Annotated in this window: 25 protein-coding genes and 1 pseudogene; 15 read left to right on the forward strand and 11 right to left on the reverse strand. The window is 56.9% G+C overall.

Going from position 1 to position 24,198, the window contains the following annotated elements; all coding sequences use genetic code 11:
• Nucleotides 1–5: 5 nt before the first annotated feature.
• Nucleotides 6–686: an outer membrane protein gene (locus tag RZ517_RS02885; RefSeq protein WP_338549983.1), complete on the reverse strand. Its 681-nt coding sequence runs from the start codon at nucleotides 684–686 to the stop codon at nucleotides 6–8.
• 221 nt (nucleotides 687–907) lie between these two features.
• Here RZ517_RS02885 and petA point away from each other — a divergent pair, with 221 nt between their 5' ends.
• From petA to RZ517_RS02900, 3 genes are read left to right on the forward strand one after another with little or no spacing between them, the layout of a single operon-like run.
• Nucleotides 908–1,480, forward strand: coding sequence for a ubiquinol-cytochrome c reductase iron-sulfur subunit (gene petA, locus RZ517_RS02890; RefSeq protein ID WP_317056864.1), 573 nt, complete (start codon nucleotides 908–910; stop codon nucleotides 1,478–1,480).
• Between the two features lie 12 nt (nucleotides 1,481–1,492).
• Complete coding sequence (petB, locus tag RZ517_RS02895; protein WP_338549984.1) at nucleotides 1,493–2,815, forward strand: cytochrome b; 1,323 nt, start codon at nucleotides 1,493–1,495, stop codon at nucleotides 2,813–2,815.
• A 14-nt stretch (nucleotides 2,816–2,829) separates the two neighbouring features.
• Nucleotides 2,830–3,630 (forward strand): cytochrome c1, encoded by an 801-nt coding sequence (locus RZ517_RS02900; RefSeq protein ID WP_338549985.1) that lies wholly within the window; start codon nucleotides 2,830–2,832, stop codon nucleotides 3,628–3,630.
• A gap of 73 nt (nucleotides 3,631–3,703) precedes the next feature.
• Here RZ517_RS02900 and RZ517_RS02905 read toward each other — a convergent pair whose 3' ends face one another.
• From RZ517_RS02905 to mutY, 6 genes and pseudogenes are all read right to left on the reverse strand, one after another.
• Nucleotides 3,704–4,408, reverse strand: a complete 705-nt coding sequence (locus RZ517_RS02905) for a hypothetical protein (RefSeq protein ID WP_338549986.1) — start codon at nucleotides 4,406–4,408, stop codon at nucleotides 3,704–3,706.
• Entirely contained in the window at nucleotides 4,405–5,856 is a 1,452-nt protein-coding gene (locus RZ517_RS02910) for a PucC family protein (protein WP_338549987.1), read from the reverse strand. Before RZ517_RS02910 ends, RZ517_RS02905 begins: the two co-directional genes overlap by 4 nt.
• 110 nt (nucleotides 5,857–5,966) lie before the next feature.
• Nucleotides 5,967–6,293 carry a light-harvesting protein gene (locus RZ517_RS02915; RefSeq protein ID WP_317056869.1) on the reverse strand — a complete coding sequence of 109 codons (327 nt, stop codon included), beginning with the start codon at nucleotides 6,291–6,293 and terminating at the stop codon, nucleotides 5,967–5,969.
• Between the two features lie 12 nt (nucleotides 6,294–6,305).
• Nucleotides 6,306–6,461 (reverse strand): light-harvesting antenna LH1, beta subunit, encoded by a 156-nt coding sequence (pufB, locus tag RZ517_RS02920; RefSeq protein WP_317056870.1) that lies wholly within the window; start codon nucleotides 6,459–6,461, stop codon nucleotides 6,306–6,308.
• A gap of 402 nt (nucleotides 6,462–6,863) precedes the next feature.
• Nucleotides 6,864–8,006, reverse strand: coding sequence for an alkane 1-monooxygenase (locus RZ517_RS02925; protein WP_338549988.1), 1,143 nt, complete (start codon nucleotides 8,004–8,006; stop codon nucleotides 6,864–6,866).
• A 33-nt stretch (nucleotides 8,007–8,039) separates the two neighbouring features.
• Nucleotides 8,040–9,100, reverse strand: a pseudogene (gene mutY / locus RZ517_RS02930) (A/G-specific adenine glycosylase).
• A gap of 93 nt (nucleotides 9,101–9,193) precedes the next feature.
• On the opposite strand from mutY, the gene RZ517_RS02935 reads away from it, so the two are divergent.
• From RZ517_RS02935 to RZ517_RS02945, 3 genes are read left to right on the forward strand one after another with little or no spacing between them, the layout of a single operon-like run.
• Nucleotides 9,194–9,715: a DUF721 domain-containing protein gene (locus tag RZ517_RS02935; RefSeq protein WP_338549989.1), complete on the forward strand. Its 522-nt coding sequence runs from the start codon at nucleotides 9,194–9,196 to the stop codon at nucleotides 9,713–9,715.
• Between the two features lie 10 nt (nucleotides 9,716–9,725).
• Entirely contained in the window at nucleotides 9,726–10,409 is a 684-nt protein-coding gene (locus RZ517_RS02940; RefSeq protein WP_338549990.1) for a DsbA family protein, read from the forward strand.
• A complete protein-coding gene (locus tag RZ517_RS02945; RefSeq protein WP_338549991.1) occupies nucleotides 10,406–11,527 on the forward strand; it encodes a CaiB/BaiF CoA transferase family protein in 1,122 nt (373 codons plus the stop codon). The genes RZ517_RS02940 and RZ517_RS02945 overlap by 4 nt, the downstream gene beginning before the upstream one ends.
• On the opposite strand, the gene lpxK is transcribed toward RZ517_RS02945, so the two are convergent.
• Together lpxK and RZ517_RS02955 are read right to left on the reverse strand one after the other, a co-directional pair.
• Nucleotides 11,524–12,516 (reverse strand): tetraacyldisaccharide 4'-kinase, encoded by a 993-nt coding sequence (gene lpxK / locus RZ517_RS02950; protein ID WP_338549992.1) that lies wholly within the window; start codon nucleotides 12,514–12,516, stop codon nucleotides 11,524–11,526. The two genes, RZ517_RS02945 and lpxK, sit on opposite strands and share 4 nt — an antisense overlap.
• A complete protein-coding gene (locus RZ517_RS02955) occupies nucleotides 12,516–13,736 on the reverse strand; it encodes a 3-deoxy-D-manno-octulosonic acid transferase (protein ID WP_338549993.1) in 1,221 nt (406 codons plus the stop codon). Before RZ517_RS02955 ends, lpxK begins: the two co-directional genes overlap by 1 nt.
• Nucleotides 13,737–13,967: 231 nt before the next feature.
• Here RZ517_RS02955 and RZ517_RS02960 point away from each other — a divergent pair, with 231 nt between their 5' ends.
• Nucleotides 13,968–14,705, forward strand: a complete 738-nt coding sequence (locus tag RZ517_RS02960; protein ID WP_338549994.1) for a glutamine amidotransferase — start codon at nucleotides 13,968–13,970, stop codon at nucleotides 14,703–14,705.
• A gap of 310 nt (nucleotides 14,706–15,015) precedes the next feature.
• Entirely contained in the window at nucleotides 15,016–16,683 is a 1,668-nt protein-coding gene (locus RZ517_RS02965) for a hypothetical protein (RefSeq protein WP_338549995.1), read from the forward strand.
• 195 nt (nucleotides 16,684–16,878) lie between these two features.
• Here the strand turns inward: RZ517_RS02965 and RZ517_RS02970 are convergent, their stop codons facing one another.
• Nucleotides 16,879–17,523, reverse strand: coding sequence for a ChrR family anti-sigma-E factor (locus RZ517_RS02970; protein ID WP_338549996.1), 645 nt, complete (start codon nucleotides 17,521–17,523; stop codon nucleotides 16,879–16,881).
• A gap of 16 nt (nucleotides 17,524–17,539) precedes the next feature.
• Nucleotides 17,540–18,232, reverse strand: coding sequence for a sigma-70 family RNA polymerase sigma factor (locus RZ517_RS02975; protein ID WP_338549997.1), 693 nt, complete (start codon nucleotides 18,230–18,232; stop codon nucleotides 17,540–17,542).
• 102 nt (nucleotides 18,233–18,334) lie between these two features.
• Here RZ517_RS02975 and RZ517_RS02980 point away from each other — a divergent pair, with 102 nt between their 5' ends.
• The 7 genes from RZ517_RS02980 (at nucleotide 18,335) to RZ517_RS03010 (ending at nucleotide 24,143) form a co-directional block, all read left to right on the forward strand.
• On the forward strand, nucleotides 18,335–19,636 hold the full coding sequence (locus RZ517_RS02980) for an NAD(P)/FAD-dependent oxidoreductase (RefSeq protein WP_338549998.1): 1,302 nt from the start codon (nucleotides 18,335–18,337) through the stop codon (nucleotides 19,634–19,636).
• Nucleotides 19,633–20,388 carry a DUF1365 domain-containing protein gene (locus RZ517_RS02985; RefSeq protein ID WP_338549999.1) on the forward strand — a complete coding sequence of 252 codons (756 nt, stop codon included), beginning with the start codon at nucleotides 19,633–19,635 and terminating at the stop codon, nucleotides 20,386–20,388. Before RZ517_RS02980 ends, RZ517_RS02985 begins: the two co-directional genes overlap by 4 nt.
• Entirely contained in the window at nucleotides 20,385–21,638 is a 1,254-nt protein-coding gene (locus RZ517_RS02990; protein ID WP_338550000.1) for an MFS transporter, read from the forward strand. Before RZ517_RS02985 ends, RZ517_RS02990 begins: the two co-directional genes overlap by 4 nt.
• Complete coding sequence (locus tag RZ517_RS02995; protein ID WP_338550001.1) at nucleotides 21,638–22,198, forward strand: DUF3833 domain-containing protein; 561 nt, start codon at nucleotides 21,638–21,640, stop codon at nucleotides 22,196–22,198. Before RZ517_RS02990 ends, RZ517_RS02995 begins: the two co-directional genes overlap by 1 nt.
• On the forward strand, nucleotides 22,195–22,929 hold the full coding sequence (locus tag RZ517_RS03000; protein WP_338550002.1) for an SDR family NAD(P)-dependent oxidoreductase: 735 nt from the start codon (nucleotides 22,195–22,197) through the stop codon (nucleotides 22,927–22,929). The genes RZ517_RS02995 and RZ517_RS03000 overlap by 4 nt, the downstream gene beginning before the upstream one ends.
• A 67-nt stretch (nucleotides 22,930–22,996) precedes the next feature.
• Entirely contained in the window at nucleotides 22,997–23,323 is a 327-nt protein-coding gene (locus tag RZ517_RS03005) for a DUF3775 domain-containing protein (protein ID WP_338550003.1), read from the forward strand.
• Between the two features lie 61 nt (nucleotides 23,324–23,384).
• Nucleotides 23,385–24,143 carry a hydroxypyruvate isomerase family protein gene (locus RZ517_RS03010; RefSeq protein WP_338550004.1) on the forward strand — a complete coding sequence of 253 codons (759 nt, stop codon included), beginning with the start codon at nucleotides 23,385–23,387 and terminating at the stop codon, nucleotides 24,141–24,143.
• Nucleotides 24,144–24,198: the final 55 nt, after the last annotated feature.

Genomic DNA, 24,198 nt, shown 5'->3' on the forward strand with positions numbered 1-24,198 from the left:
CTAACTCAGAAGCTGTAGCTGATCCCGATGTTGACCGCATGGGTCAAGAGCTCTGTGTTGAGTTCACCGGGCGCTTGTCCAACGAGCACGGGATCAAGGGTGATTTCATTGTCGGACCAAGTGAACTGATATTCACTAAATATCGCCCAGCGGTCATTGAAATCATATTTGATGCCCGCGATACCGCGAACAGCTGGACCGGTGAACTCAAATCCGAACGTGCGGTTTGCCGGGCCCGCAACAATAGCGTCGACATGTGGCACGGCGATGCCGATCCCGCCCCCAACATAGGGTGTAAAGCGACCGTTATTAAATGCACCAGGCCAGCGCTTCATTATGTTTGCGGTGAAAATGTTGTGTCCGTCCGACAACTCGAAACGACCCAATCCAATGGCCGCAGCCTGAAAGGCCGGTGCAATGGCCTTGGTGTGCGTGCCCTCAATGCCAAAGCCTATATTGTTGTCGTTCCACCACATCACGCGACCACCGTAGTAGAGCGGGGGCTCAAACGGATTGCCTTCCCAGTCTATGTTGGCGTTGAACGCACCGCCGCCAGGCAATGTACCGCTTGCTGAACTATCAGTTACGCTTTGAGTGCCCAAGTAGAAACTCAGTTCAAATTCCGCTGCCGCAGGCGAAGCCAGCGCCATCAGCGCGACCAAAGCTGCATTAATAGTTCTCAGCATGTGATTTGCCTTCGATATGTATGGATTTGTCCAAGCCTCCTTACACCTCAGCATATGACCCGGCAAGCGCGACACATGCGCACCCTGATCAATTCTGCTTCATTGTGTACTGGACGCCTCAATCGTGGGCCGTTAAACACCCTCTCGATCCCGCCAAGGAGTCGTCCTTTGGCGGGTAAATAGGTTTCGCCGGTTCCGGCTCAGAAATATGGAGGATCGTCGTGTCCCACGCAGAAGACCACGAAGGCACGCGTAGAGACTTTCTCTACTATGCCACCGCAGGAACAGGGGCCGTTGCGGCCGGTGCCGCGGTTTGGCCCCTTGTTCACCAGATGAACCCATCCGCGGATGTGCAGGCTCTGAGCTCGATCCGGGTTGATATCTCAGGCATTGAAGAAGGCACGCAATTGACCGTGAAGTGGTTGGGAAAACCAGTGTTCATTCGTCGCCGTACGCCTGAAGAAATCGAGGATGCACGCGCCGTAGATCTGGCAACATTGCCAGACAATGACGCCCGCAGCTTTCAAGCCCAAGGTGCGGATGGCGCGGACGAAAATCGTTCCATGGACGAAGCGGGCGAATGGCTTGTGATGATGGGTGTGTGCACACATCTGGGGTGTGTTCCACTCGGCAACGCTGGTGAGTTTTCACTGGACGGTGTCGGCGGCTGGTTTTGCCCTTGCCACGGATCGCACTACGATACGTCAGGACGGATCCGAAAAGGCCCTGCACCAGAGAACCTTCCGGTGCCACAGGCCGAATTCGTCGATGAAACAACCGTAAAACTGGGATAAGGAATAACGACCATGGGTGGAATTCCTCACGACCATTACGAACCGAAGGCAGGCTGGGAAAAAGGTCTGGCCAAGCGGTTGCCGATTGTCGGCCTGCTTTACGACACGCTGATGATCCCGACGCCGAAGAACCTCAACTGGATGTGGATCTGGGGCATCGTTCTGACCTTCTGTCTGGCGCTGCAAATCATCACAGGTATCGTTCTGGTGATGCACTACACGCCACACGTTGATCATGCTTTCGCGTCGATTGAGCACATCATGCGCAACGTGAACGGCGGGCATATGCTGCGCTATCTGCACATGAACGGCGCATCGCTCTTCTTCTTTGCCGTTTATATCCATATTTTCCGCGGTCTCTACTACGGGTCTTATAAAGCCCCACGTGAGATTACATGGATCATCGGTATGCTAATCTATCTGATGATGATGGGCACAGCCTTCATGGGCTATGTGCTACCATGGGGGCAAATGTCCTTCTGGGGTGCGACTGTGATCACCGGTCTGTTTGGTGCGATCCCGTTCGTTGGCGAGCCGATCCAAACATGGTTGCTGGGTGGACCTGCGGTGGATAACGCCACGCTGAACCGCTTCTTCTCGCTGCACTATCTACTGCCTTTCGTGATTGCTGCTCTGGTGGCGCTTCACATCTGGGCCTTCCACACAACGGGTAACAACAACCCAACAGGGGTTGAAGTGCGCCGTGGCTCGAAAGCAGAAGCCGAGAAAGACACAGTGCCGTTTTGGCCCTACTTCGTGATCAAGGACCTTTTCGCATTAGCCGTGATCCTTGCGGTGTTCTTTGCGATTGTCGGCTTTATGCCCAACTATCTGGGACACCCCGACAACTACATCGAAGCCAACGCTCTGGCGACGCCTGCGCATATCGTTCCTGAATGGTACTTCCTGCCGTTCTACGCCATTTTGCGGGCCTTCACCTCAGAAGTGTGGATCGTGCAACTGGCATCATTCGTGACCGGTGGCATCATCGACGCCAAGTTCTTTGGCGTGCTCGCGATGTTTGGTGCGATTGCGGTTATGGCGCTGGCACCTTGGTTGGACACGTCCATGGTCCGCTCAGGCCGGTACCGCCCCATGTTCAAGTGGTGGTTCTGGCTTCTGGTCATCGACTTTATCGTGCTTATGTGGTTGGGCGCACGTCCCGCAGAGGAGCCTTATGCGACCTACTCATTGATCGCGTCGGCCTACTGGTTCGCGTATTTCCTCGTGATCCTTCCGCTTCTGGGCGTGATCGAGAAACCATTGGCGCAACCGGACACGATCGAAGATGACTTCAACGCCCATTACGGCAAATCTGCCGAGCCGGCGGAATGAGAAAGGATCAGGCTATGATTAAGACACTCGCAAAAAGCGCTGTCGCCGCTCTGGGCCTTTCTGCCGGAGCCGCCTTCGCCGCAGGCGGCGAAGGGGAGGTGAAGGACGTTGACTTTTCGTTCGAAGGTCCGTTTGGCAAATTTGACCAAGCACAGCTGCAACGTGGTCTGCAGGTCTACACAGAGATCTGCGCTGGCTGCCACGGATTGCAATACGTGCCGCTCCGGACGCTGGGTGACGAAGGCGGTCCGCATTTTTCAGAAGATGAAGTGCGTGCCTATTCTGAACAGTTCGAAGTTTGGGATCCAGAGCTGCTGGATGGCGAGGGCGATTTTCGTTCGGCTGTCCCCACAGATCATTTCCCAAAGTCGGCTATTCGGACCGCACCTGATCTGAGCCTTATGGCCAAGGCGCGTGCTGGTTTCCATGGGCCTGAAGGCACAGGCATCAACCAGCTTGTCAAAGGTATGGGTGGTCCTGAATACATCTACTCGATCCTCACCAGCTACACAGGCGAGGAAAAGGAAGAAGCAGGCACCATCTTTTACGAAAACAAGGCCTTCCCTGGAGGCTGGATCGCGATGGCACCGCCTCTCTATGGTGAAGACGTCGAGTTTGCGGATGGTCACGAGAATGACCTGAGCCACATCTCCAAGGACGTGGCGGCCTTCCTGACCTGGACTGCGGAACCCAAGCTCATGGCCCGCAAACAAGCTGGTCTGACGGCTGTGATCTTTCTGACGGTTCTGTCCGTTCTGCTTTATCTTACGAACAAGCGGATCTGGGCGCCGATTAAAGGTAAGAAAAACAGCTAAGCCTGGCTACAAACCAAAACAAAAAGCCCCCGCTGAAATTCAGCGGGGGTTTTCATTTGAACGCGTGTTGGGCTTAGGGGCGCGTCATTACCGCTGGGAAACCCAGGGCCCGTGACAGAGGCAGAGACCCGCCCGGGATCACCGAAAGACGGCGCTCCTTGGTGGATAGAAGTTTCTGCGGCCAGAACATCCGGGACATGTGCTTACCTCCGCGGATGGCTGAACGTGCTTCGCGGTTCTTTTTCAGAAGTGGCATTGGCCAGAAGAAACGGGACATGTATCGCCCGCCGTTGATCGCCGATGTGCGCGGACGGTGCTTGAGCAGTAGCTTGGGGCCAACCCCGTGTGACACCGGGCCGCCTGATGGAATGCGGCGGTTGTGCACGCGTGTCGTCAGGAAATGCGGGTGCGAGTCCATAATGCTAGGCGCGCGGCTTGGCTTGTCTGGAACATGCGTTTCCTCGGTCACATCGCCCAAATCAATGGGGTTGTTCCGGTCCATCACATTGCGCGTAAGTTTGGCCGCGCCCAAAGGACGGTAGGTGGCATGCACAACCACAGCTGCCTTGCCGCTGCCGATATGCTTGGCATAAGCTTTTGCCGCATTTGCCGCGACACTGTAGCCGCTTATGCGGGTGGCGAGGTCTTTCTCACCTTCGCCTGCTTTGGCTGTCACAACGCGCACCGCACGCTGTGGTACTCCTTCAAAACGAAGCCGGTCGGCCACGCCCTGCGCGAGTTTTTCGCTTTCGAATAAACGGCTGATGACCTGTGTCATGATACCTCCACCGATTTCTGGTCTGTCCCCGCCACAGACCGCGCACCTGCGGCCCGAGAACGAGAGTCTTTTATGCCAAGCCCCAGAGGGACCGCCACCATGACGGCCAGTGTGAGCATGACGATTTCAATCATGAATACTAAATTGTAGGGCGCATGCGCCGCAATTCCAGCCGGACCTGAAGCGCTCAGCATCACATCGCGGACAATTCCGGCCAAAGCGACGGCTATTCCGGCGCATGTGGCTTGGACAGCGCCCCATGTGCCAAGAGCCATGCCGATCTGCCCTTTGGGTGCAGCGCGCATGGTTGCAGTGAGCGTTGCATGTCCAAAAAGACCTGCGCCCAAACCTGTTAGGAACGTGCCCACGAGGAACATCAATATTCCGCCGCCCAGCGACGATAGGATAATGGCTGCGAAGCCCGGAATGCCAATCAGCGCGCCTGTACGGCCCAACCTTGTTGGCGATGCGCCCTGGCCCAGAACATGAGAGGCATATCCAAAGCCCAAGAGCGTGCCTCCTGCCAACAGCGCAGTCAGTTTCGTGGTCTGCGCTACGCTTAATCCAAGAGCTTGGCCACCATAAGGTTCCAGCAGAACATCTGCCATGCCGTACCCAAATGTGCCCAGAGCGATCACGAGAAGCAGACGTTTCATTGTGGGACGTTTGACAAGATTGCGCATCGCAACTTCAAACTTTTCCGGGCGAGCTTCCAGCATCTGCACCGCACGGACCCGGTCGCGCGCCTCTTGTTTCCACATGGCGAACATGTTGAGTGACACTGTTGCCACCGCACAGCCCTGAATAACCTGGATAAGGCGCCCCGGCGTGTAATTCTCCAGCAGAGCTCCAAAGATGAGCGCGCTTCCTACCATGCCAAAAAGAAGCATGACATACATCAGCCCTACGACTTTTGGCTGATCTTCATCCTCTACGAGATCTGTGGCCAAAGCCAGACCTACGGTTTGCACCATGTGCAGGCCCGCTCCGACGAGCAAAAACGCCAAGGCCGCAGAGCCAATGCCAATCCAGCGTGGAGCATCCACAGCCTCGCCATACCCTGACAGCACTAAGAGCGCGAAGGGCATGATGGCAAAGCCGCCAAATTGATAGAGCGTGCCCTTCCAAATGTAGGGAGCACGGCGAAGACCCAATGCAGAGACATGCGTATCAGATTTGTATCCGATCAGCGTGCGCAGAGGGGCAAAGAGAAGCGGTAAGGCCAGCATGATCGCGACGATCGAGGCAGGAACCGCCAGTTCGACAATCATCACGCGGTTCAGCGTGCCCACCAAAAGGACCAACGCCATACCAACAGTGACCTGGAAAAGCGAAAGTCGGAGCAAACGCGACAAAGGCACCTCGTCGGTCGCCACATCTGCGAAAGGCAGATACTTTGGCCCGATTGACGCCAGTTTGCGTAACGCAAAGCTCCGATAGTTGAACATCGAGTTTCGGCACCGGGCAATCCCGGCGCAGTCCTGAATGTGGGTGCGGCGGAACCCGTCAACCGCCGTTTTGCGAAAGGCCCGAGACGTCTGGCGTCCGGCCCCCTAGCTTATTGTGTTACAGATGCCAGAACGTCTGGCTTCTGAATGATCGCCGTTGCGACCGATCCGTCCGGCATGACAAGTGTCACTTCGGTCTGACCATCCGCGCGCGGCGTCACATAGCTTACCTTGGCTGTATCAAGCTGCTCACTCTGTTCAAGAGCTGCCGACTGATCGCCTGTGCCCATCGGAACACCCTGGAGGAAATCATCCACCCATGAGGTATTGCTCAGAACTGCGACGTGTACGGCAAAAGAGCCTACCGCAACAGCACCAAGGAAAATCGGTACGCCCACATTCGGGGATACCACGAGCCACATCTTAGCATTGTTCATGTCAGCTCCTCCTTAGCCCAGCCACGGTGTGGACACGGCCACGAGAATATGCGCCAAAAGCGCGATGACGCCGAAGACGCGCGTACCATCAATAAGATAGCTATGCACTTCCTCCGCTTCACGTAGGGTCAGGCCTGTTGGCCAGACTTTATCAGGATCATCGGACATTTCCGTCTCCTTCTTCTTGGTCCTGCACAGTGATCTCCGCCAGCCCGAATGGACAAGCCAAACATCACTGCAGGCCAGCGTTGCAGGCACGCCAACCTGAATCAAAGGTGTCACATTAGTTGGACGAAAACAAATGTAAATTTTACTTTACACCTTGAAGTTACGAACTAGCGGCCGGGCTGCGTTCAATGGATGGCGTGTCAGAATGTCGCAACGCGTATGATTTTGCAGGAAAAACCTGGCCCACTTGAGAAAGCACAACCGCCGATTAAGGCGTGGCAAGCCTGCAAGTCTTTGGTGCTGATAATAGAAACGCAGCCACATCTGATCAAAAAAATCCTACAAAATGCCGATTCAATGGCTGGCTGTGCGAATCCTTTTTGGTTTGCGAGCCGTAATTCCCTAGCGCGGCTTTGGCGTCCGCGCGGTGTTGTATGGCATCCAATCCGTGATCTCTGGATAATACATTTCCCGCCACCGACGCACGCGTGGGTTCATCACCTTTCGCCAGATTGGTGGTACCATGGCGGCCATGGTCATTACTGGATATCCATAGGGAAGTTGTGGTGCTTCTTCTTCAGAATAAGTCTGCAAGAGCGGAAAGCGCCGGTTGGGTTTGTAGTGATGATCCGAATGGCGTTGGAGATTGATGAGCAACCAGTTCGATGCCTTGTGCGCTGCGTTCCAACTGTGCTGGGGTTTGACGTGCTCATACTTGCCATCGCCCAGATGTTTGCGGGTCAAGCCGTAATGCTCGACATAGTTCACCAGTTCCAGCTGCCAGATCGCTACGAAGGCCTGCCAGATGAAAAGCATCACGCCAATCCAGCCGCCGATCAAAGCTGCAAGCACCAATGCGTAGGCTTGCAACCCCCAATAGAGCCAGAACGGATTGGAAAGATCATACCACGGCTTGCCGCGACGCTCCTGCATCGCGGCTTCGGCACGAAAAGCGGATTTAAAGCAATTCACCAGCACGCGTGGAAAAAACCGATGGAAGCCTTCGTTGTAGCGTGCTGTGACCGGATCCCGGGGTGTGCCGACATAGCGGTGATGCACCAAAAGGTGTTCAGAGCGGAAATGTGAATAAAGCACCATGGCGAGCAGGGCATCGGCAAAGAACCGTTCGGACTTGTTCTTTTGGTGCATCAATTCATGCGAAAAATTGATGCCCACAGTTCCTGAGATGACACCCATCCCAAAAAATAGAACAACCGTTTCAAGCGGCGACAGATGCGCATCGCCAGGGCCTGTCGCGTACCAGATCATCCAGAAGAGCAGGCAAAACTGAATCGGTGCCCAGATGATTGTGACGGCTGAATAGAGGCGGACATGTTTGTCGCGCGTGTGAGGGTCGAGATTTTCAAGTTCCAATCCAAGCACAGCATCAAGGGCCGCAAAGAAATACCATGTGATCACCGGCAAAAGTAAAAGCGTCCAGCCGCCCTGAATGGCGGCAAACAGAGCAAGCGGGACAAGCGCCAGCGACATCCAGAACGGCAGGACGCGCTGCCAACGGCCAATATTCTGAGCGGAACTGCTCATGGTATCTCCAGGGATTCTCAAAAAGTGAAACGATCAGTTCAGATTTTGCAGCTTTTCTTTCGCCAAGTCAAAAACCTTCCGCATGACGGTGGGTAATTCTGCGGGTTTGAACCGTTCATGAGGAACAAATTCCCCGGTTTCCGGCTTGGAGGCGGTCGGAACAACTGCAATCTCGATGTCGAGATGCAAATGAAAATGTGTGAACGTGTGCCGGGCCTCTGCCGCTAGTTTTTGCCAAGGCGCCTCAAGGGGCGGAGCCGGTGCAGGTGTTTCGGACCATTCGCTTCCGGGCCAGCCGAGCATTCCGCCGAGTAGACCTTTGTCCGGTCGGCGTTCCAAAAGCCAGGCACCATCTGCGCGCCGCACAACATAGGCCGTGCCGCGGCGGGTTGGTTTGGGTTTTTTGGGCTCTTGCCTGGCAATTCCGCTTGAATGCCCAGTTTGCGCGCGACACAGGCCATCATCCAGGGGCAAATACCACAGGCGGGCGATCGGGGCGTACAAACCGTTGCCCCGAGGTCCATGACGGCTTGAGCATAGTCACCTGGACGGGTAACGGGTGTTAGTTTGGCTGCGCGCTCTTTGATCTCTGGTTTCGCGGCGGGCAGTGGCGTGCGAATGGCAAACATCCGCGCCATGACCCGCTCGACATTTCCGTCAACCACAACTTCTGGCGCATCAAAGGCGATCGCGGAAATCGCCGCTGAAGTGTAAGGGCCGACACCCGGCAGTTTTTGCAGGGACTCGGCGGTTTCGGGAAATCGCCCACCATAGTCTTCAGCCACCACGCGCGCGCATTTCAAAAGGTTCCGCGCTCGCGCATAATATCCAAGCCCGGCCCATTCGCCCATCACCTGCGCATCTTCGGCTGCGGCCAAGTCTGTTACACCGGGCCAAAGCGACGTGAACCTCTCGTAGTAGCTTTTCACCGCGGCCACAGTGGTTTGCTGCAGCATAATCTCGCTGAGCCACACGCGATAGGGATCAGGCGAAATGCCAGCCGCGCGATCAGACGGAGACACGCGCCAAGGCAGCACACGCGCGTGTCTGTCATACCAATCAAGCAAGGCACTCGACATTTTCAATTCACGCATCTGTTACTCCGCGTTATCCTGCCGTAAGAGGCTTTGCATTTGTGTCACCCGCGACATGCCTTACATTAGAATGAATTGCAGGGGAGAACAGCCATGCCCACGCGTGAGGGCACAACATACGGCTTCAAAAGAAGTGGCGCGTTGCTGGCGTCGCAGATCCGTAAAGGATCGGAAAGCCGTGGGTTTGCTGTGTCCCGTGTCGTAACCCACTGGCCCGAGATCGCGGGTGAAGAAGTCGCTGCGTTCTCGCGCCCTGTGAAAGTGAGTTATACGCGCGGTGGGTTTGGTGCCACGTTAACGGTGCTTACTACTGGTGCGCAGGCGCCGATACTGGAAATGCAAAAAGAGGCGCTTCGGGATCGGGTGAATGCCGCTTATGGCTACAATGCCATTTCGCGGATTCACATCACGCAGACAGCTCCTGTAGGATTTTCCGAAGGGCAAGCGGATTTTGAGCATCGTCCAAGGGGCGAGAAGGCCACGCCCGAACCGGATACGCAAACACAAGCGGAAGCGGCCGACCTTGCCGACCCTGTGGCAGACAATGACCTGCGAGCAGCCCTTGAAAAACTGGGCCAGAACGTGCTTACGAAATCAAAAATTTCCAAACCTTAAAGGTGACTGAATGAGAAATGTTGTACTCTCCGGGGCGATTGCCCTTGCCATTGCTGCGCTGGGAGCTTGGTGGATGACCTCGAGCGCTGGGACGAACAATCAGGCCACGGCGAATTTGCTGGGGGCCGCACATGCGCAAGACGCAGACGCCGAGATTGACCTCTCTCTTGTCGAGGAAATGACCCTGGGCGCAGAGGATGCGCCGGTCACGATTGTGGAATACGCATCCTTCACCTGCCCACATTGCGCATCTTTTCACAAAAGCCAGTTCAAGGAACTCAAGTCCGAGTTCATCGACACTGGTAAGGTCAAATTCATCTACCGCGATGTCTACTTTGACCGTTTTGGACTATGGGCCGCGATGGTTGCGCGATGTGGTGGGGCAGAGCGGTTCTTCGGCATCTCCGACATGATTTACGAGCAGCAAAGCGAATGGATTGCCGGAGGCACCGACCCTGTGGCAATCACCAACAATCTCCGTCGCATTGGCAAGGTTGCGGGCCTGAGCGACGAGCAGCTTGACGCCTGCCTGTCAGATGCGGACAAGGCGCAGGCTTTGGTCGCAGTGTATCAACAGAACGCCGAGACCGATGGTGTGAACTCGACGCCGACACTGATCATCAACGGTGAAAAGCACGGCAACATGTCCTATGCCGAATTGAAAGGCATCATTGACGGGCAATTGCCACAATGAAGCCAGCCCCACTTGCCGGGCTGAAAGTCGTTGAATTGGCGCGTATTCTGGCCGGCCCCTGGGCTGGCCAGACGCTTTCGGATCTGGGCGCAGAAGTCATTAAGGTGGAAAGCCCGGCTGGCGATGATACGCGCCAATGGGGCCCGCCTTTTATTGAGCGAGAGGGCGACCGATCTGCGGCCTACTACCATTCATGCAACCGCGGCAAGCAGAGCATCACGGTCGATTTCCGCACAGAGGACGGGCAGGTACGGGTCAAGGATCTTGTGCGCGAGGCTGATATCGTTCTCGAGAACTTTAAGGTCGGCGGGCTGGCGAAATACGGGCTGGACTATGACAGCCTGTCCGCCATCAATCCCAAGCTGATCTACTGCTCGATCACCGGCTTTGGGCAGGACGGTCCCTATGCCCATCGTGCTGGCTATGACTACATCATCCAGGGTATGTCGGGCATTATGTCGGTGACCGGAGATCCAGAGGCGCAGCCGATCAAGGTGGGTGTCGCCATAGCTGATCTTTTCACGGGCGTGTATGCCACCACCGCCATTCTGGCAGCCTTGCATCAACGCCAGTCCACCGGAAAAGGCCAGCATATCGATATGGCGCTTTTGGATGTGGCCCTGGCCGTGACGGCCAATCAGGCGATGAACTATCTTGCCACGGGCACACCTCCAGGGAGATTGGGAAATTTCCACCCCAACCTGTCTCCCTATCAGGTGTTTGATTGCGCTGACGGTCATCTGATCATCGCGGTGGGTAATGATAGCCAATATGTGAAGTTCTGCGCGCTGTTGGGCTGTCCGGAACTGGCCGAACATCCCGACTACGTGACCAATGCAGGGCGCGTGACGCATCGCTACGCGCTGACGGGTGCCTTGACGGAACACACGCGCACACGCACTAAGGCGGAGCTGTTTCAGGCGTGTGAGGCGCAAGGCGTGCCAGCGGGGCCGATCAATGATCTGGCCGAAGTCTTAGATGACCCTCAGATCCAAGCGCGCGGCATGCGCGTTGATCTTGACGGCGTCCCTGGCCTGCGCACGCCGATCAAGTTCTCGGATGCGAATCTGTCTTTGCATCGGCCATCACCAAAACTCGGTGAAGACGACCCGGATTAAAGCTCCAACTGCACCAGCAACGTATCGAGAGGCGTCCAATCCTCAATCTCCAGCCGCACCGGGACGGTGAGAACTTTGGTTCGGAAGTCCTTTGGAAGGCGCACTGCATCTTTTTCGGTTGTCACAAGCTGGGCTCCGAGCAGGGCCGCCTCGTTTTCCAGCCGCGTCATCAGGGCCGGTGTCAGCGGTTGATGGTCCTCCAGCGCCTCGCCGCGTATCAGCTCAACGCCCATCCCGCGCAAAGTAGCAAAGAACTTCTCTGGATGCCCAATCCCGGCAAAGGCCAGTGCGCGCGTGCCTGACCAGGCCATACCGGTTTGCAAAGGTGCAAGATACCCGCGACAGCGTGGCAGCGTGATCTGTGCTCCCCAATCCTGATCAAACTGCGCCTGTGCCGCTTTGGGGCCAATGCTGAGAACCAAATCGGCCCGCGCCAATCCAGTATCCACAGGTTCGCGCAACGGTCCGGCGGGCAGGCATAGCCCATTGCCGAACCCAGCGACGGCATCTACCACGATGATCGACAGGTCGCGCGCAACGGAAGGGTTCTGATGCCCGTCATCCATAAGAATAACGTCCGCTTCTGAGGCTGCCGCAGCCCTCGCAGCGGCGGCGCGATCCTTGGCAATCCAAACCCGCGTGAACGCTGCGATGAGCAACGGTTCATCTCCAACCTCGTCGGCGCTGTGCGCGCGTTCGTCGACTTCAATGGGTCCTGCCAAATGCCCGCCATGACCGCGTGAAATGACGGCCACTGTATGTCCCTGAGCTTGCAGATGCTGGACCAATGCAATGACTGTCGGCGTCTTCCCCGTTCCGCCAGCATTGATGTTGCCGATGCAAATCACTGGCACGGGGCCTTGGTAATCGGCGGACTGAGACACACGCCGCGCCGTCGCGGCACTGTATATCCAACCCAGCGGTGCGAGGAGGCGGGCGCGCAGTCCCGGACGCGCAGGTGGCCGATTCCAAAAGGAAAAGCCCCGCATCACGCGACCCCGGCCCGGTCCAGTTGCTCGTGAATCTTGTCCGCGATCTTGTCGATCAGCGCGGCACTCCGCGATGCGACATCCCAAGCGGCATGGGCCATCGTGGCGGATTGGTCCGGCGGAATAAGGCGTTTAACGGTTGAGGCCAGCGTTTCAGCATCTCGCACAATCCGCGCGCCGCCTGCTTCTGCAAACCGCGCATAGGCTTCGAGATGATCACCAATATGCGGCCCGTAAAGGATCGCGCTGCCATGCGCTGCGGGTTGGTTGGGGTCGGACCCGGGCGCATTGCTGTCGAGTGACCGGCCCATGAAACTGATGGGTGCAAGGCGATACCACAGGCCCATTTCCCCATCCGTGTCGGCCAGAATGACTTGTGTTGTCTCTTCCGGAAATTCGCCGGATGACCACTCAATAAACCTCAGCCCGCTGTCCTCAAGCGAAGCTTTGAAAGCTGCTGTTTCCTCCAAATTCGCGGGCACAACAATCAACATGGCGCGGTGCGACAGCTTGGTGATTTCACGATGCGCAGTCAGAACGGTCTCAAACTCGCTGTGCAGGCTTTCCGCCGCAAGCCAGACGGGGCGTCCCAACACCACAAGGGCCAGCTCCTCTCGGTCGCTTTGGTTGTAGGGAAGTGCGATCGGTCCATCCAGAAACGGGCCGCTGATCGACATGTTCAGGTTCCAGACACCAATACGCTTGAGGTAAAGGCTTGTCGGCTCATCGCGGGTCATGACAAAATCGAAAGACCTCAGAATGGAACGCGGCAGGTCTGGAAACCAGCGCCAGGCGGCTCTGGTCAGCAACGGTTCTGCCGCGTCCACAAGCCCGAGGGGAATATGCGACTCTGCCGCATGCGTGAGCAGGGCCGGTTTCAGGTCGCCCCCGGTCCATAGCGCAAGATCAGGACGCCAATGAGCAAGGAAGGCCTCGGCAGAGGCGACCGTATCATCGGGAAGAACCTCGGCGATGACCTGATCTGCATCGGGTAAGTCAACCACGCCGAGATCCTTAGCTTTGGTCAGCAAAAGCGTCAGGTCTGGACGCAAAGTCAGCAGTCTTTCTTGTAGCTCTATCAGAGCTTTAGCATGCGCCGGTTCCACGGCATGTGCCCAGATTAATGTGCCATCGGGCCGCGGTGTTTGAGGGCTGTATTTGCTGCCTGAGCCGCCCCGCGCGTAGGCCAGATAGGCCGCAAGGCTCAGCGAACGTGCCATGGTCCGTTCACTCCGGTTCTGACAGGGAATGGAATTGCCGCGCTCCGGTTTTTGGTCGGCGCAAAAGTGTGTTGAAAGCGGAAGGCAGACGCGGGTGTCATCAGGAAGGTCCATCGTGGCAAGTCTGCGCGCAGCCTATTGCTTTGCGGGGTCGCGTCAAGAGAACTCACCGGCTTGACCTGTGGGAAAATTCGCGCCAACCAGTGCAGGTCTGACCACGGAGCCTGATGGATGTCCAAGCCTTTTCTCGTGCTGCAACTGCGCCCTGAGACCGAAGCCTCAGACGATGAGTTTGCAGCGATCCTGGCCAAGGGCGGGTTGACCGAAAACCAGGTGCGGCGCGTGCGGCTGGATCAGGAAAACTTGCCGGACGACGTGACCCTCGATCAGGTCGCGGGCGTCATTGTCGGCGGAGGACCGGGCTGTGTCAGTGACAAGCCAGAAGATAAGTCAGAGGTCGAGGCGCGAATAGAGGCGCAGGTGATGTCCTTGATGCCACACATTACAGAGCGCGATTTTCCGTTTCTCGGTTGCTGCTATGGCATTGGAATTCTTGGACAACATCTGGGCGGTGATGTCAGTAAACGGGCCTTTGGCGAACCGGTTGGCACATCGGCCTGTGAGGTTACGTCAGAGGGCAAGGACGATGCGTTGCTTGATGGCGTGCCCACGGCGTTTGACGCATTTGTGGGGCACAAGGAGGCGCTGCAAAGCCTGCCGGAAGGGTGCACGCATCTGGTGCGATCTGAGTCCTGCCCGTTCCAGATGGTGCGCCATGGCGAGAACGTCTATGCCACTCAGTTTCACCCCGAGGCAGATGCCGCAGGCTTTGAAACCCGCATCAGCATATACAAGACCAGAGGATATTTCGCGCCCGAGGCCGCCGAGGATATCATCGCAATGTGCCGGGCGGCGGATGTGTTTGCGCCCGAGATGGTTTTGCGGAATTTCGTGCGTCGCTACGGGTAAACAGCCCCCAAAGGTTAACGCCCTTATTTTGCTGGATTCCCGATGTCGGTATCACTTCGGTATTGCGTCGGTGCCAGGTCGGCACGACGCCCTGACGTGCCATTTGTAAACAGAACGCACGATCCATTTGGAACCTGATAAGGAACGCACCTGATGATCCCATCCTGTGCCAAGGGCGAATTTAGGATTGATGGCACGTCTGCTTTGCGGATGAAGCAGATACTGCTTACCCGATTGGCAGTGCCCGTTGTTTCCATTCCGATAGGTTTTCACCTATTCTGTTTTTGTTTTTCAAGGCGGGAGGGAGCACATGACAGAGTTTGACTTGGGGGTGTTTTCTCGACCGATCACAACCGCTTCAACCGCTGCTCAGCTCTGGTTTGATCGAGGCCTGGTGTGGACCTACGCGTACAATCATGATTTGGCGATTGAATGCTTCCAAAACGCACTGAAACATGATCCTGACTGTGCGATGGCCTACTGGGGGATCGCCTATGCTGCAGGACCAAACTACAACTATGAATGGTGGATGATGGATGCCACCACAAAAGAAGACACACTGCAAACGGCCTATGACCATACGCAATCAGCGCTCGGTCTCATCGACAAAGTCTCAGATGTCGAACGCGCGCTGATCCAGGCGCTGCGGACGCGATATCCACAGCGAACACCGATCAAAGACCAGAAACCGTGGAACGATGCCTTTGCAGCATCAATGGCAGACGTTTTCGCCAGATTTCCTGACGATGCGGACGTGGCGACGGTCTATGCGGAATCCATCCTGAACCAAACGCCATGGAAAATGTGGGACATTCACAGCGGCGGCGTTGCTGAGGGTGCCAACACGCTAGAAGCGCAGCGCGTGCTGGAGACATTTGTCGAGACACCGGTGGGTCTGTCACACCCTGGCATCCTGCATCTCTACATCCATCTCATGGAAATGTCGCCAACACCCGAAAAAGCGCTCGTTGCCTGTGACCATTTGCGAGAGCTGGTCCCCGACGCGGGCCATCTCATCCACATGTCCACCCATATCGACATCCAATGCGCGGCCTATTGGGATGTGTTGTATTGGAACCTGAAGGGTGTGGAAGCGGATTTGCGCGTGGCCGAGCATCAGGGCCGCGTGAATTTCTACACAGCTTACCGAATTCACAATTATCGATTTGCCATCTATGGCGCGATGTTTCTTGGGCAGTACCAACCGGCGATCGAGGCTGCCGAAGAGATCATGAGAGAGGTGCCCGAGGAACTGCTGCGCATCGAAAGCCCGAACATGGCAGATTTCATGGAAAGCAATCTTTCGATGAAGACCCACGTGCAGGTGCGCTTTGGACGCTGGCACGACATCATTGATGAGCCGCTGCCGGAAGATCAGCAATTGTACAGCTATACAACAGCAATCCTCCTTTATGCCAAGGGCGTGGCGCATGCCGCGATTGGCAACGTCACTGAGGCGGAGCTTGCGCGGAAAGACTTCATCGCGGCCAGCGCCCGGGTGCCCGAAAGCCGGTATCAGCACAATAATCGGTGCGTCGACTTGCTGGCTGTGGCGCAACACATGCTGGATGGCGAGATCGAGTACCGCAAGGGAAACTATGACAGCGCATTTACCCACCTTCGCGAGGCAATCGCGCTGGAAGATGCACTGCCCTATGATGAACCTTGGGGCTGGATGCAGCCCGTGCGCCACGCGCTCGGTGCTCTCGCCCTGGAACAGGGGCGCGTCGATGTGGCTGAACGGGCTTATCGAGAAGATCTGGGGCTTGCGGGAAATCTGCCTCGAGCCTGCATTCATCCCGACAACATCTGGAGCCTCAAAGGACTGGATGCCTGTCTTGAGCGTCGCGGCGCCGGAGACACGGAGGAAGCCAAACTGATCCGCCAACGTTTGGTATTAGCAGCCGCACGGTCCGATCTGCCTGTGGGGGCGTCCTGTCATTGTGCGCAAGCTGCAATGCAAGCAGTGGAGGCGTAGCTATTGCGAGGTGCGTCGTGGCCCTGGAAAATCATACCTGCGCAACAGGGAAACGACAGGTCCCAAGCCTTGCCCGTTCAGGCCTTCAAGACTTTGCAGCAACCTGGCAACTGCGGGCTTGGCGCCGCTGCCCCTTGAAGAAACACGGCCCGTTGCTGAAAGGGCCGTTTGCAGTTTGCTGCTATGATCGCCCCCTCAAATGCGCAGGAATGGCTGTGCGATGCGGGGGATCAGGCTGCGGAAGCGCAGGGGAGCATCCGTTGCGGCCAGGCAAATACAATCCGCGCCGATATCGGCGATGGGCGTGTGATCCACGTCTTCATTGGCAATCTCTATGTCACCTGCGCCGAAATGATCCACCTCGTCTGCAAACGCCCCTTGCAGAACCAGTGTCAGCTCTGTTCCACGGTGGCCATGGTCCGGCACAGCGGCACCAGCGGGGATAAAGAGCAACCGTGCCGTGGCGTCCTTGGATGTTGGCAGGATGGCTTGTTTGACGCCCATGCCGACAGGCCGCCATTTGACAGCGTCCAGATCGCCGCCCACATAGTCCTGCACCGGCTTGGGCAACATGCCCTTAGTTCGGATCGCAGGTTGCGGTTTGGGAGGCTCAGGCGCAAGTGTGATCCGCGCAAGCGTGGCCTCAAAGCTGTCTTGCGACAGGGCGGCGCTGGAACACTCATCCATGAGCGCGCCGCCAAGCGTGTCAAACGCACCGAGGCGCGACCGGCATTCGTCGCACATCGATATATGTGCAGCGACGGTCAAGCTGAAAGCTTCGGGCAGTGTGCCGGCCGAATAGGCCATCAACAAGGCGTCGTTCAAATGATGCTTAATCATATCGTTCACCAAACTCTCACGTCATGGCATGGCGCAAACGGTCAAGCGCCAGCCGAATTCTCGATTTGATCGTTCCCAAGGGCAGACCAGTTTCCGCAGCAATCTCGCTATGGCTCAGGTCGCCAAAATAGGCTTTCTCGATCAGCTCCTTTTGTTTTGCCGGAAGCGACGCAATCGCCTCTCCCAGCTTTTCGCTTTCTTGTTGCAGCGCCAAGGCGTCTGCTTGGTCAGGCTCCTGTTCGGGACCCCATGTGAGGTCCTCGGGTTCGGGCCGCTTTTGTTTGCGGAGCGCATCGATCTTGCGGTTCCGCGCAATTGTAAAGATCCAGGTGGCCGCGCTGGCTCGGGTTGGATCAAAGAGATGGGCCTTGTTCCACAACGTGGCCATCACCTCCTGGGTGCATTCCTCTGCCAGCGATGGGTCGGCTCCCGAGCGCATCAGGAAGGCTTTGACGCGCGGTGCGAAGTGATCAAAGAGTGCCTTGAAGGCCACTTTGTCGTGATCGTCGCGCACCTTGGCGATCACAATCGCCCAGTCCGTGCCATCCTGGTTGCCCTGTTGCGTCACTGTTTTCACACCCTTTCGACCACGGCTCTTGTTGCCATCGCAGACCTGTGTATCACGGCCTGTTGTGGGTCTGGTCGTGCGGCGTGCACGGGGAGCGTCGACAGTCTGAACACCACTGAACATGTAGGGCTTACGTGCCACAGTCTGTGCTGGATCAAATTTTTGGTGAAATTCTTTGTCATCCGCTTTGCTCGATTGTGCGTAAACCTGCTTAGACACTAAAAAACACAGGTTCACGACAGAATGCCATTTGAAAATGCAGCGCCTGCGCGAAGAAAAATTGCCATCATCGGCGCAGGGATCACCGGCCTTGGGGCCGCATGGCGTTTGTCGAACGAGCACGACGTCACGCTTTACGAGGCCGAACCACGGTTGGGTGGCCATGCACGCACGATCATGGCTGGCAAAAACGGCGATCAACCCGTGGATACCGGGTTCATCGTGTTCAACTATGCCAATTATCCCAACCTTGCAGATCTTTTTGAGGCGCTTGATGTGCCAGTGGCCAAAAGTAACATGAGCTTTGGCGCCTCAGTGCGCGGCGGCAAGATGGAATACGGGTTGGATGGCGCGCCGGCGTTTTTTGCTCAGAAGCGCAACGCGATCAGCCCAAAATTCTGGGGCATGCTGCGCGATATTTTTCGGTTTAACGCCAATGCCACGCAACTGGCGGCGGCAAACGAAGATCTGACCATCGGTGAGTTCCTGGATCGAATGGGCATGGGGGTGTGGTTCCGCGACTACTACCTGTTGCCGCTGACGGGCGCGATCTGGTCCACACCGACAGAGAAAATCCTGGATTTTCCGGCGCATGCCATGATCCGGTTCATGAAAAACCATGCGTTGCTGAACTATTCAGGCCAACACCAGTGGTACACGGTGGCAGGCGGCTCGCGCTCTTATGTGGAGCGGATGGAGAGCGCGTTGCGCATGCGAGGTGTCCGCATGCGGCTGGGCGCACCGATTGCGGGTGTGCGCCGCAAGGCGACATGTGTTGAACTGCGTGCCGAGGGTGCGGAGTGGGAGATTTATGATCACGTGGTCTTTGCCACCCATGGTGACGACTCTTTGAAAATGCTGAGTGACGCCTCGCCGCAGGAACAGGCGGCCTTGGGCGCTGTGACGTACCAAGCCAATGACGTCGTCTTGCATTGTGATACCGCCGTTATGCCCAAGCGGCGCGCCGTCTGGTCATCCTGGAACTACGCCGAAGCGCCTGCGCGGCGCGAAGGTCAGATCGACATCACGTATTGGATGAACAGCCTTCAGCCCATTCCAATGGATGATCTGCATTTTGTGACGCTCAACTCCGAGCGTCCGATCCGAGAAGAGCTGACTTACGATCAGACAGTTTTGCGCCACCCGGTTTATGACCTGGAGATGCTGCAGGCACAGGACAAGGTCCGCGCCTTCAATGGCACCCAAAACACGTGGTTTTGCGGGGCTTGGCTGCGCAATGGCTTCCATGAAGACGGGCTCGCCACGGGGCTTGAGGTTGCCGACGCCATCCTGGCGCAGAACAAGATGGTCGTCGCAGCCGAATGAGCAGGGTCGACCATATCGCGGGCCATACCTGGCATGGGCGCAAAGGCGGGATTGAGAACGCCTTTCGCTACAGCATCGACTATGTGCTGCTGGATGCGGAGGCACCTGTGCGCTCGACGTGGGTCTTTGGGCGCAACCGATCGGGGCTATTCTCTTTGCGGGATTGCGACCACGGCGGTACGCCGAAAGAGGGCCGCGGTGCGGCATGGGTGCGCGACGTACTCGCAGCACATGATTTGGACAGCCCGGCACGTATTGAGATACTCGCCCAACCCCGTGTGATGGGGCATATCTTTAACCCTGTCTCGTTCTGGCTTTGTTATGATGCTCAGGACGCGCTGCGCGTGGTGATCGCGGAAGTCAGCAACACCTATGGCGACCGGCATTCATATCTCTGCCTGCGCGACGATCATGGCGCCATCGGGCCTGAGGACCGGCTGATCGCGGCCAAGATTTTTCACGTCTCACCGTTTCAGGAAATCTCGGGCGGCTATCAGTTCCGCTTTGACATTCGCTCTGACCGGCTGGGCATATTCATTGACCATACCGCTGGCAATGGCGGGGTGACGGCCACGCTGGTGGGCAACCGCAAACCTCTTGGCACGCCAGGTGTCTTGCGCGCGCTCCTGCGCCGTCCGTTTGGGTCACGGCGGGTGCTGGCGCTCATCCACTGGCAGGCACTGAAACTGTGGTGGAAAGGTGCGCGGTTCCACAACCGCCCTGAACCGCCGACGCAAGAGGTCAGCAGATGACACTTGCACCCTCACCTCGCCTTCCGGCCTTTGCTCTGTTCGGAGCAATGCTGGCAGCTGCAGGGCTGCCGCTTTACATGCATGCGCCGAAGTTTTTCGTGGACCAGTATGGCGTGTCCCTTGCCGCCTTGGGTGCGGTGCTGTTCGGGCTGAGGCTCTTTGACGTGGTGCAGGACCCGCTCTTGGGCAAGCTGGCTGCGAAACTGCGCGCGCAACGCGGCACTTCAGTTGCCTTGGCTGTTGGGACTATGGCGATTGGCATGGTTGGTCTCTTTGCCGTCACAGCGCCTATTGCGCCACTTTGGTGGTTCGCGATCATGCTCACACTGGTGTTCACCGCGTTCAGTTACCTGACCATTTGCTTTTATGCACAGGGTGTGGCGGTGGCCTCTGGCATCGGAGAGCAAGGCCACCTGAAGCTCGCGCGCTGGCGTGAAACCGGTGCGCTTCTCGGGATTTGCGCGGCGGCCGCAGCGCCAGTTTTACTGGGCGGCTACACCGGATTTGCCCTCGCTTTCGTCATTCTTGCGATCACGGCTGTCTTGGCTATGGGGCGCGAATGGCAAGGTCGGGATGTGCCTCAATCAGGGCTTGGCGTTGTATTCGGCGATCCAGTGGCGCGACGGCTGCTTTTGGTGGCACTCGCCAATTCCGCGCCAGTCGCGGTCAGTTCCACGCTATTTCTCTTTTTCGTAGAAGACAGACTGGGTCTTCCGGGCTGGGAAGGGCCATTCCTGTTGCTCTTCTTCCTCTTCGCGGCCTTTGCAGCTCCGTTCTGGAGCCGAGCGGCAGAGCGGTTTGGAACACGGCCCGTTCTGATCTTTGGCATGATCCTGTCGATTGCAGCCTTCGCCTATGCACTGATGCTGGGAACAGGTGACTTGGTGCCATTTGCTGTGATCTGCGCGGCGTCAGGCATCGCGTTGGGTGCGGACATGACGCTGCTTCCCGCGCTCTTCGCAAAACGCATGGAAGAGATTTCTCCAGGGGCCGCGGAAGGGTTCAGCCTTTGGTCCTTTGTCAGCAAAATGACTTTGGCCATCGCGGCTGTCGCGCTTTTGCCGCTTCTGGAAACATCCGGCTACGTGCCAGGGCAAGTCAACGATCAGGCCGCGCTCTGGACGTTGTCACTTCTCTACGGGGCGGTGCCCTGTGTTTTGAAACTTGTCGCGATTGCGCTGTTGGTGAGCACGCCTTCTGCAGCAATTCAAACCCCTTCAACCCCCTTGAACAAAAGGAGGCTTACGTGATGTCTGCACTGTATATCGGGATCGGTGCCAGTCTGATCCTAATCCTAATGTATTTTAAGAAACGATTTGCCAGTTTCTCTGCGCAATCACTCAGTGACTATGAAGGGTCCGGTCCTGAGATGGACCTGCGCACACATTTGAATGGTCCAATTCGCTGCGAGGGTATCATCTATGGTCCCTTGGGTCGTGTAACGTCCCGCTTTTCTGCGGATTTCCATGCAAATTGGAATGGCAACAAAGGCGTCATGAAAGAGCATTTCCGCTATGACAGCGGCAACACGCAAGACCGTGAATGGCGGCTTGAGCTTGGCAATGACGGCGCGATCAAGGCGGATGCAGATGACCTGGTGGGTGAGGGCACAGGTCAGCAGTCCGGCTCAAGCGTAAAGCTCAACTACAACATTCGCCTGCCGAAAGAGGCGGGTGGTCACGTGCTGAATGTGGTAGACTGGATGTATCTGACGCCAGGCGGCACAATTGTGAATCGCAGTCAGTTCCGTAAATTCGGCATCAAGGTCGCAGAACTGGTGGCGACAATGCAAAGGTTGGACACAGCGTGACAGACCTAAGCGGCAAACGGTATTGGCTGGTCGGGGCAAGTGAGGGTCTTGGCGCTGCGTTGGCTGCGAAACTAAATGCAGTTGGGGCCGACGTTGTTCTGTCGGCCCGAAATGCCGAGCGTCTGGCTGAAGTGGCCAGCGGCTTGCCGCGCCCGGTAGATGTGGTGCCGGTGGATATTGCTGATGACGCAAGTGTCGCCAAGGCTGCAAAAGCTGTGGGTGACATTGACGGTGTGGTTCTTTTGGCGGGGGTATACTGGCCCATGCCAGCGACGGAATGGAAAGCCGAAAACGCAGTCAAAATGGCAGATGTCAATTTCACCGGTTTTCTGCGTGTGTTGGGTCACGTGGTGCCGCAGATGGTTCAAAAAGACGCCGGTCACATCGTGCTCACAGGGTCGCTCTCGGGCTTTCGTGGTTTGCCAAGTGCTATCGGCTATGGTGCATCAAAAGCCGGAGTGATGTCCTTGGCGGAAAGCATGCGCGCGGATTTGCGTAAAACCGGTGTGCGCGTACAGCTGGCCAATCCCGGTTTCATCAAGACGCGCCTGACAGACAAGAACGAGTTCAAAATGCCGTTTCTCATGACACCAGAAGAAGCGGCGCAGGAAATGCTCGAACTGATGTTTGATGAAGACGCTTTTGACCGGCATTTCCCACGCGTCTTTTCTTGGGTTTTCCGGCTTTCACGGTTCATGCCCAACTGGCTCTATTACCGCCTATTTGCGTGAGATCAAAGACGCGCCCACCCTTTCAAGCGAATCTGTTATAAAGAGTCGCGGAACGGGAGGGCCGTCCATGCTTGATATCAGTACCCATAAAATAGCGCAGATCATTCTTATGTCGCGCGAGTTGGACCGCGCCGAAGGCGAGCTTCGCGCCTTTATCGAGGGTCTGACCGAAGAAGAACAGGTCAGCCTTGTCGCGGTCATGTGGATCGGCAGAGGCAGTTTTGGTGCCGATGAGTTGGGAGAGGCGCTTGAAACAGCTGCCTCGGAGGCCTCCACGCCCACAGCGGATTATATGCTGGGCACGCCCCATATGTCGGATCATCTCGAAAATGGTCTGGATGAGCTGGGCATTTCTGTTGTCGATGACGAAGATGACCTGGTACGCGGTGGCTGAGGCCTTGGCGCGCTAGCCTGCATTTTGTAAAGAGCGGCGGTGACATCGAAAGAATCGATCCTTGCCGCGTTTCTCTGCAAATCTTGGATTTCTCTGGACTGAGCTGGCGCTGCCCGATGCTATTCGGTCCGCTGCTAGCGTCGGCTTCGACGCGGTGGAATGTCATTGGCCATATGACACTGATGCGGGAGATGTTTGCGCGGCTTTGCGCGAAACCGGATTGCCATTGCTGGGCTTGAACACGCGGCGCGGGGATGTGGATGCCGGTGACAACGGATTGGCGGCCTTGCCGGGCCGCGAGGCAGAGGCGCGTGCGGCGATTGATGAGGCGTTTGATTATGCCGATGCCGTGAATGCCGGAGCGGTGCATGTCATGGCCGGTATCGCGGACGGCGCAGACGCGCGGCAGGCTTTTGTGAGCAATCTGCGCTATAGTGTGTCACGTGCCGGAGCGCGCATGGTGCTGGTCGAGCCGCTCAACGCGTTTGATGCGCCGGGGTACTTCCTCAACACGACGCAGCAGGCCTGTGAGATTATAAAAGAGATCAATGCACCTAACCTAAAACTTATGTTTGATTGCTATCATGTTGGCCGAACCGAAGGAGACGTGGTCGGGCAGCTCCATGCATGTCTTGATCATATCGGGCATATTCAGTTTGCCTCTGTCCCGGAACGGGGCGATCCCTCAGGTGGAACGCTCGATTACCGTAGCGTTTTTGCAGCCATTGATGCGCTTGGTTGGAAGCGGCCTTTGGGGGCGGAGTATCGTCCGAATGGCCCAACCGAAGCCTCGCTGGGCTGGATGAGCCCGGACAAGTAACCAAATTTTGTTCGATTGCCTCGCAGACCGGCCCTGACAAAACGTCCCGAACTGC

It is taken from the genome of Roseovarius sp. S88, assembly GCF_037023735.1.
Taxonomy (GTDB): Bacteria; Pseudomonadota; Alphaproteobacteria; order Rhodobacterales; family Rhodobacteraceae; genus Roseovarius; species Roseovarius phycicola.

Bases quoted from the DNA above. Each gene is read 5' to 3' on its own strand.
- RZ517_RS02885 (WP_338549983.1), bottom strand. From the start codon at position 686: ATGCTGAGAACTATTAATGCAGCTTTGGTCGCGCTGATGGCGCTGGCT.
- petB (WP_338549984.1), top strand. From the start codon at position 1,493: ATGGGTGGAATTCCTCACGACCATTACGAACCGAAGGCAGGCTGGGAA.
- RZ517_RS02900 (WP_338549985.1), top strand. From the start codon at position 2,830: ATGATTAAGACACTCGCAAAAAGCGCTGTCGCCGCTCTGGGCCTTTCT.
- RZ517_RS02905 (WP_338549986.1), bottom strand. From the start codon at position 4,408: ATGACACAGGTCATCAGCCGTTTATTCGAAAGCGAAAAACTCGCGCAG.
- RZ517_RS02910 (WP_338549987.1), bottom strand. From the start codon at position 5,856: ATGTTCAACTATCGGAGCTTTGCGTTACGCAAACTGGCGTCAATCGGG.
- RZ517_RS02915 (WP_317056869.1), bottom strand. From the start codon at position 6,293: ATGAACAATGCTAAGATGTGGCTCGTGGTATCCCCGAATGTGGGCGTA.
- pufB (WP_317056870.1), bottom strand. From the start codon at position 6,461: ATGTCCGATGATCCTGATAAAGTCTGGCCAACAGGCCTGACCCTACGT.
- RZ517_RS02925 (WP_338549988.1), bottom strand. From the start codon at position 8,006: ATGAGCAGTTCCGCTCAGAATATTGGCCGTTGGCAGCGCGTCCTGCCG.
- RZ517_RS02935 (WP_338549989.1), top strand. From the start codon at position 9,194: ATGCCCACGCGTGAGGGCACAACATACGGCTTCAAAAGAAGTGGCGCG.
- RZ517_RS02940 (WP_338549990.1), top strand. From the start codon at position 9,726: ATGAGAAATGTTGTACTCTCCGGGGCGATTGCCCTTGCCATTGCTGCG.
- RZ517_RS02945 (WP_338549991.1), top strand. From the start codon at position 10,406: ATGAAGCCAGCCCCACTTGCCGGGCTGAAAGTCGTTGAATTGGCGCGT.
- lpxK (WP_338549992.1), bottom strand. From the start codon at position 12,516: ATGCGGGGCTTTTCCTTTTGGAATCGGCCACCTGCGCGTCCGGGACTG.
- RZ517_RS02955 (WP_338549993.1), bottom strand. From the start codon at position 13,736: ATGGCACGTTCGCTGAGCCTTGCGGCCTATCTGGCCTACGCGCGGGGC.
- RZ517_RS02960 (WP_338549994.1), top strand. From the start codon at position 13,968: ATGTCCAAGCCTTTTCTCGTGCTGCAACTGCGCCCTGAGACCGAAGCC.
- RZ517_RS02965 (WP_338549995.1), top strand. From the start codon at position 15,016: ATGACAGAGTTTGACTTGGGGGTGTTTTCTCGACCGATCACAACCGCT.
- RZ517_RS02970 (WP_338549996.1), bottom strand. From the start codon at position 17,523: ATGATTAAGCATCATTTGAACGACGCCTTGTTGATGGCCTATTCGGCC.
- RZ517_RS02980 (WP_338549998.1), top strand. From the start codon at position 18,335: ATGCCATTTGAAAATGCAGCGCCTGCGCGAAGAAAAATTGCCATCATC.
- RZ517_RS02985 (WP_338549999.1), top strand. From the start codon at position 19,633: ATGAGCAGGGTCGACCATATCGCGGGCCATACCTGGCATGGGCGCAAA.
- RZ517_RS02990 (WP_338550000.1), top strand. From the start codon at position 20,385: ATGACACTTGCACCCTCACCTCGCCTTCCGGCCTTTGCTCTGTTCGGA.
- RZ517_RS02995 (WP_338550001.1), top strand. From the start codon at position 21,638: ATGTCTGCACTGTATATCGGGATCGGTGCCAGTCTGATCCTAATCCTA.
- RZ517_RS03005 (WP_338550003.1), top strand. From the start codon at position 22,997: ATGCTTGATATCAGTACCCATAAAATAGCGCAGATCATTCTTATGTCG.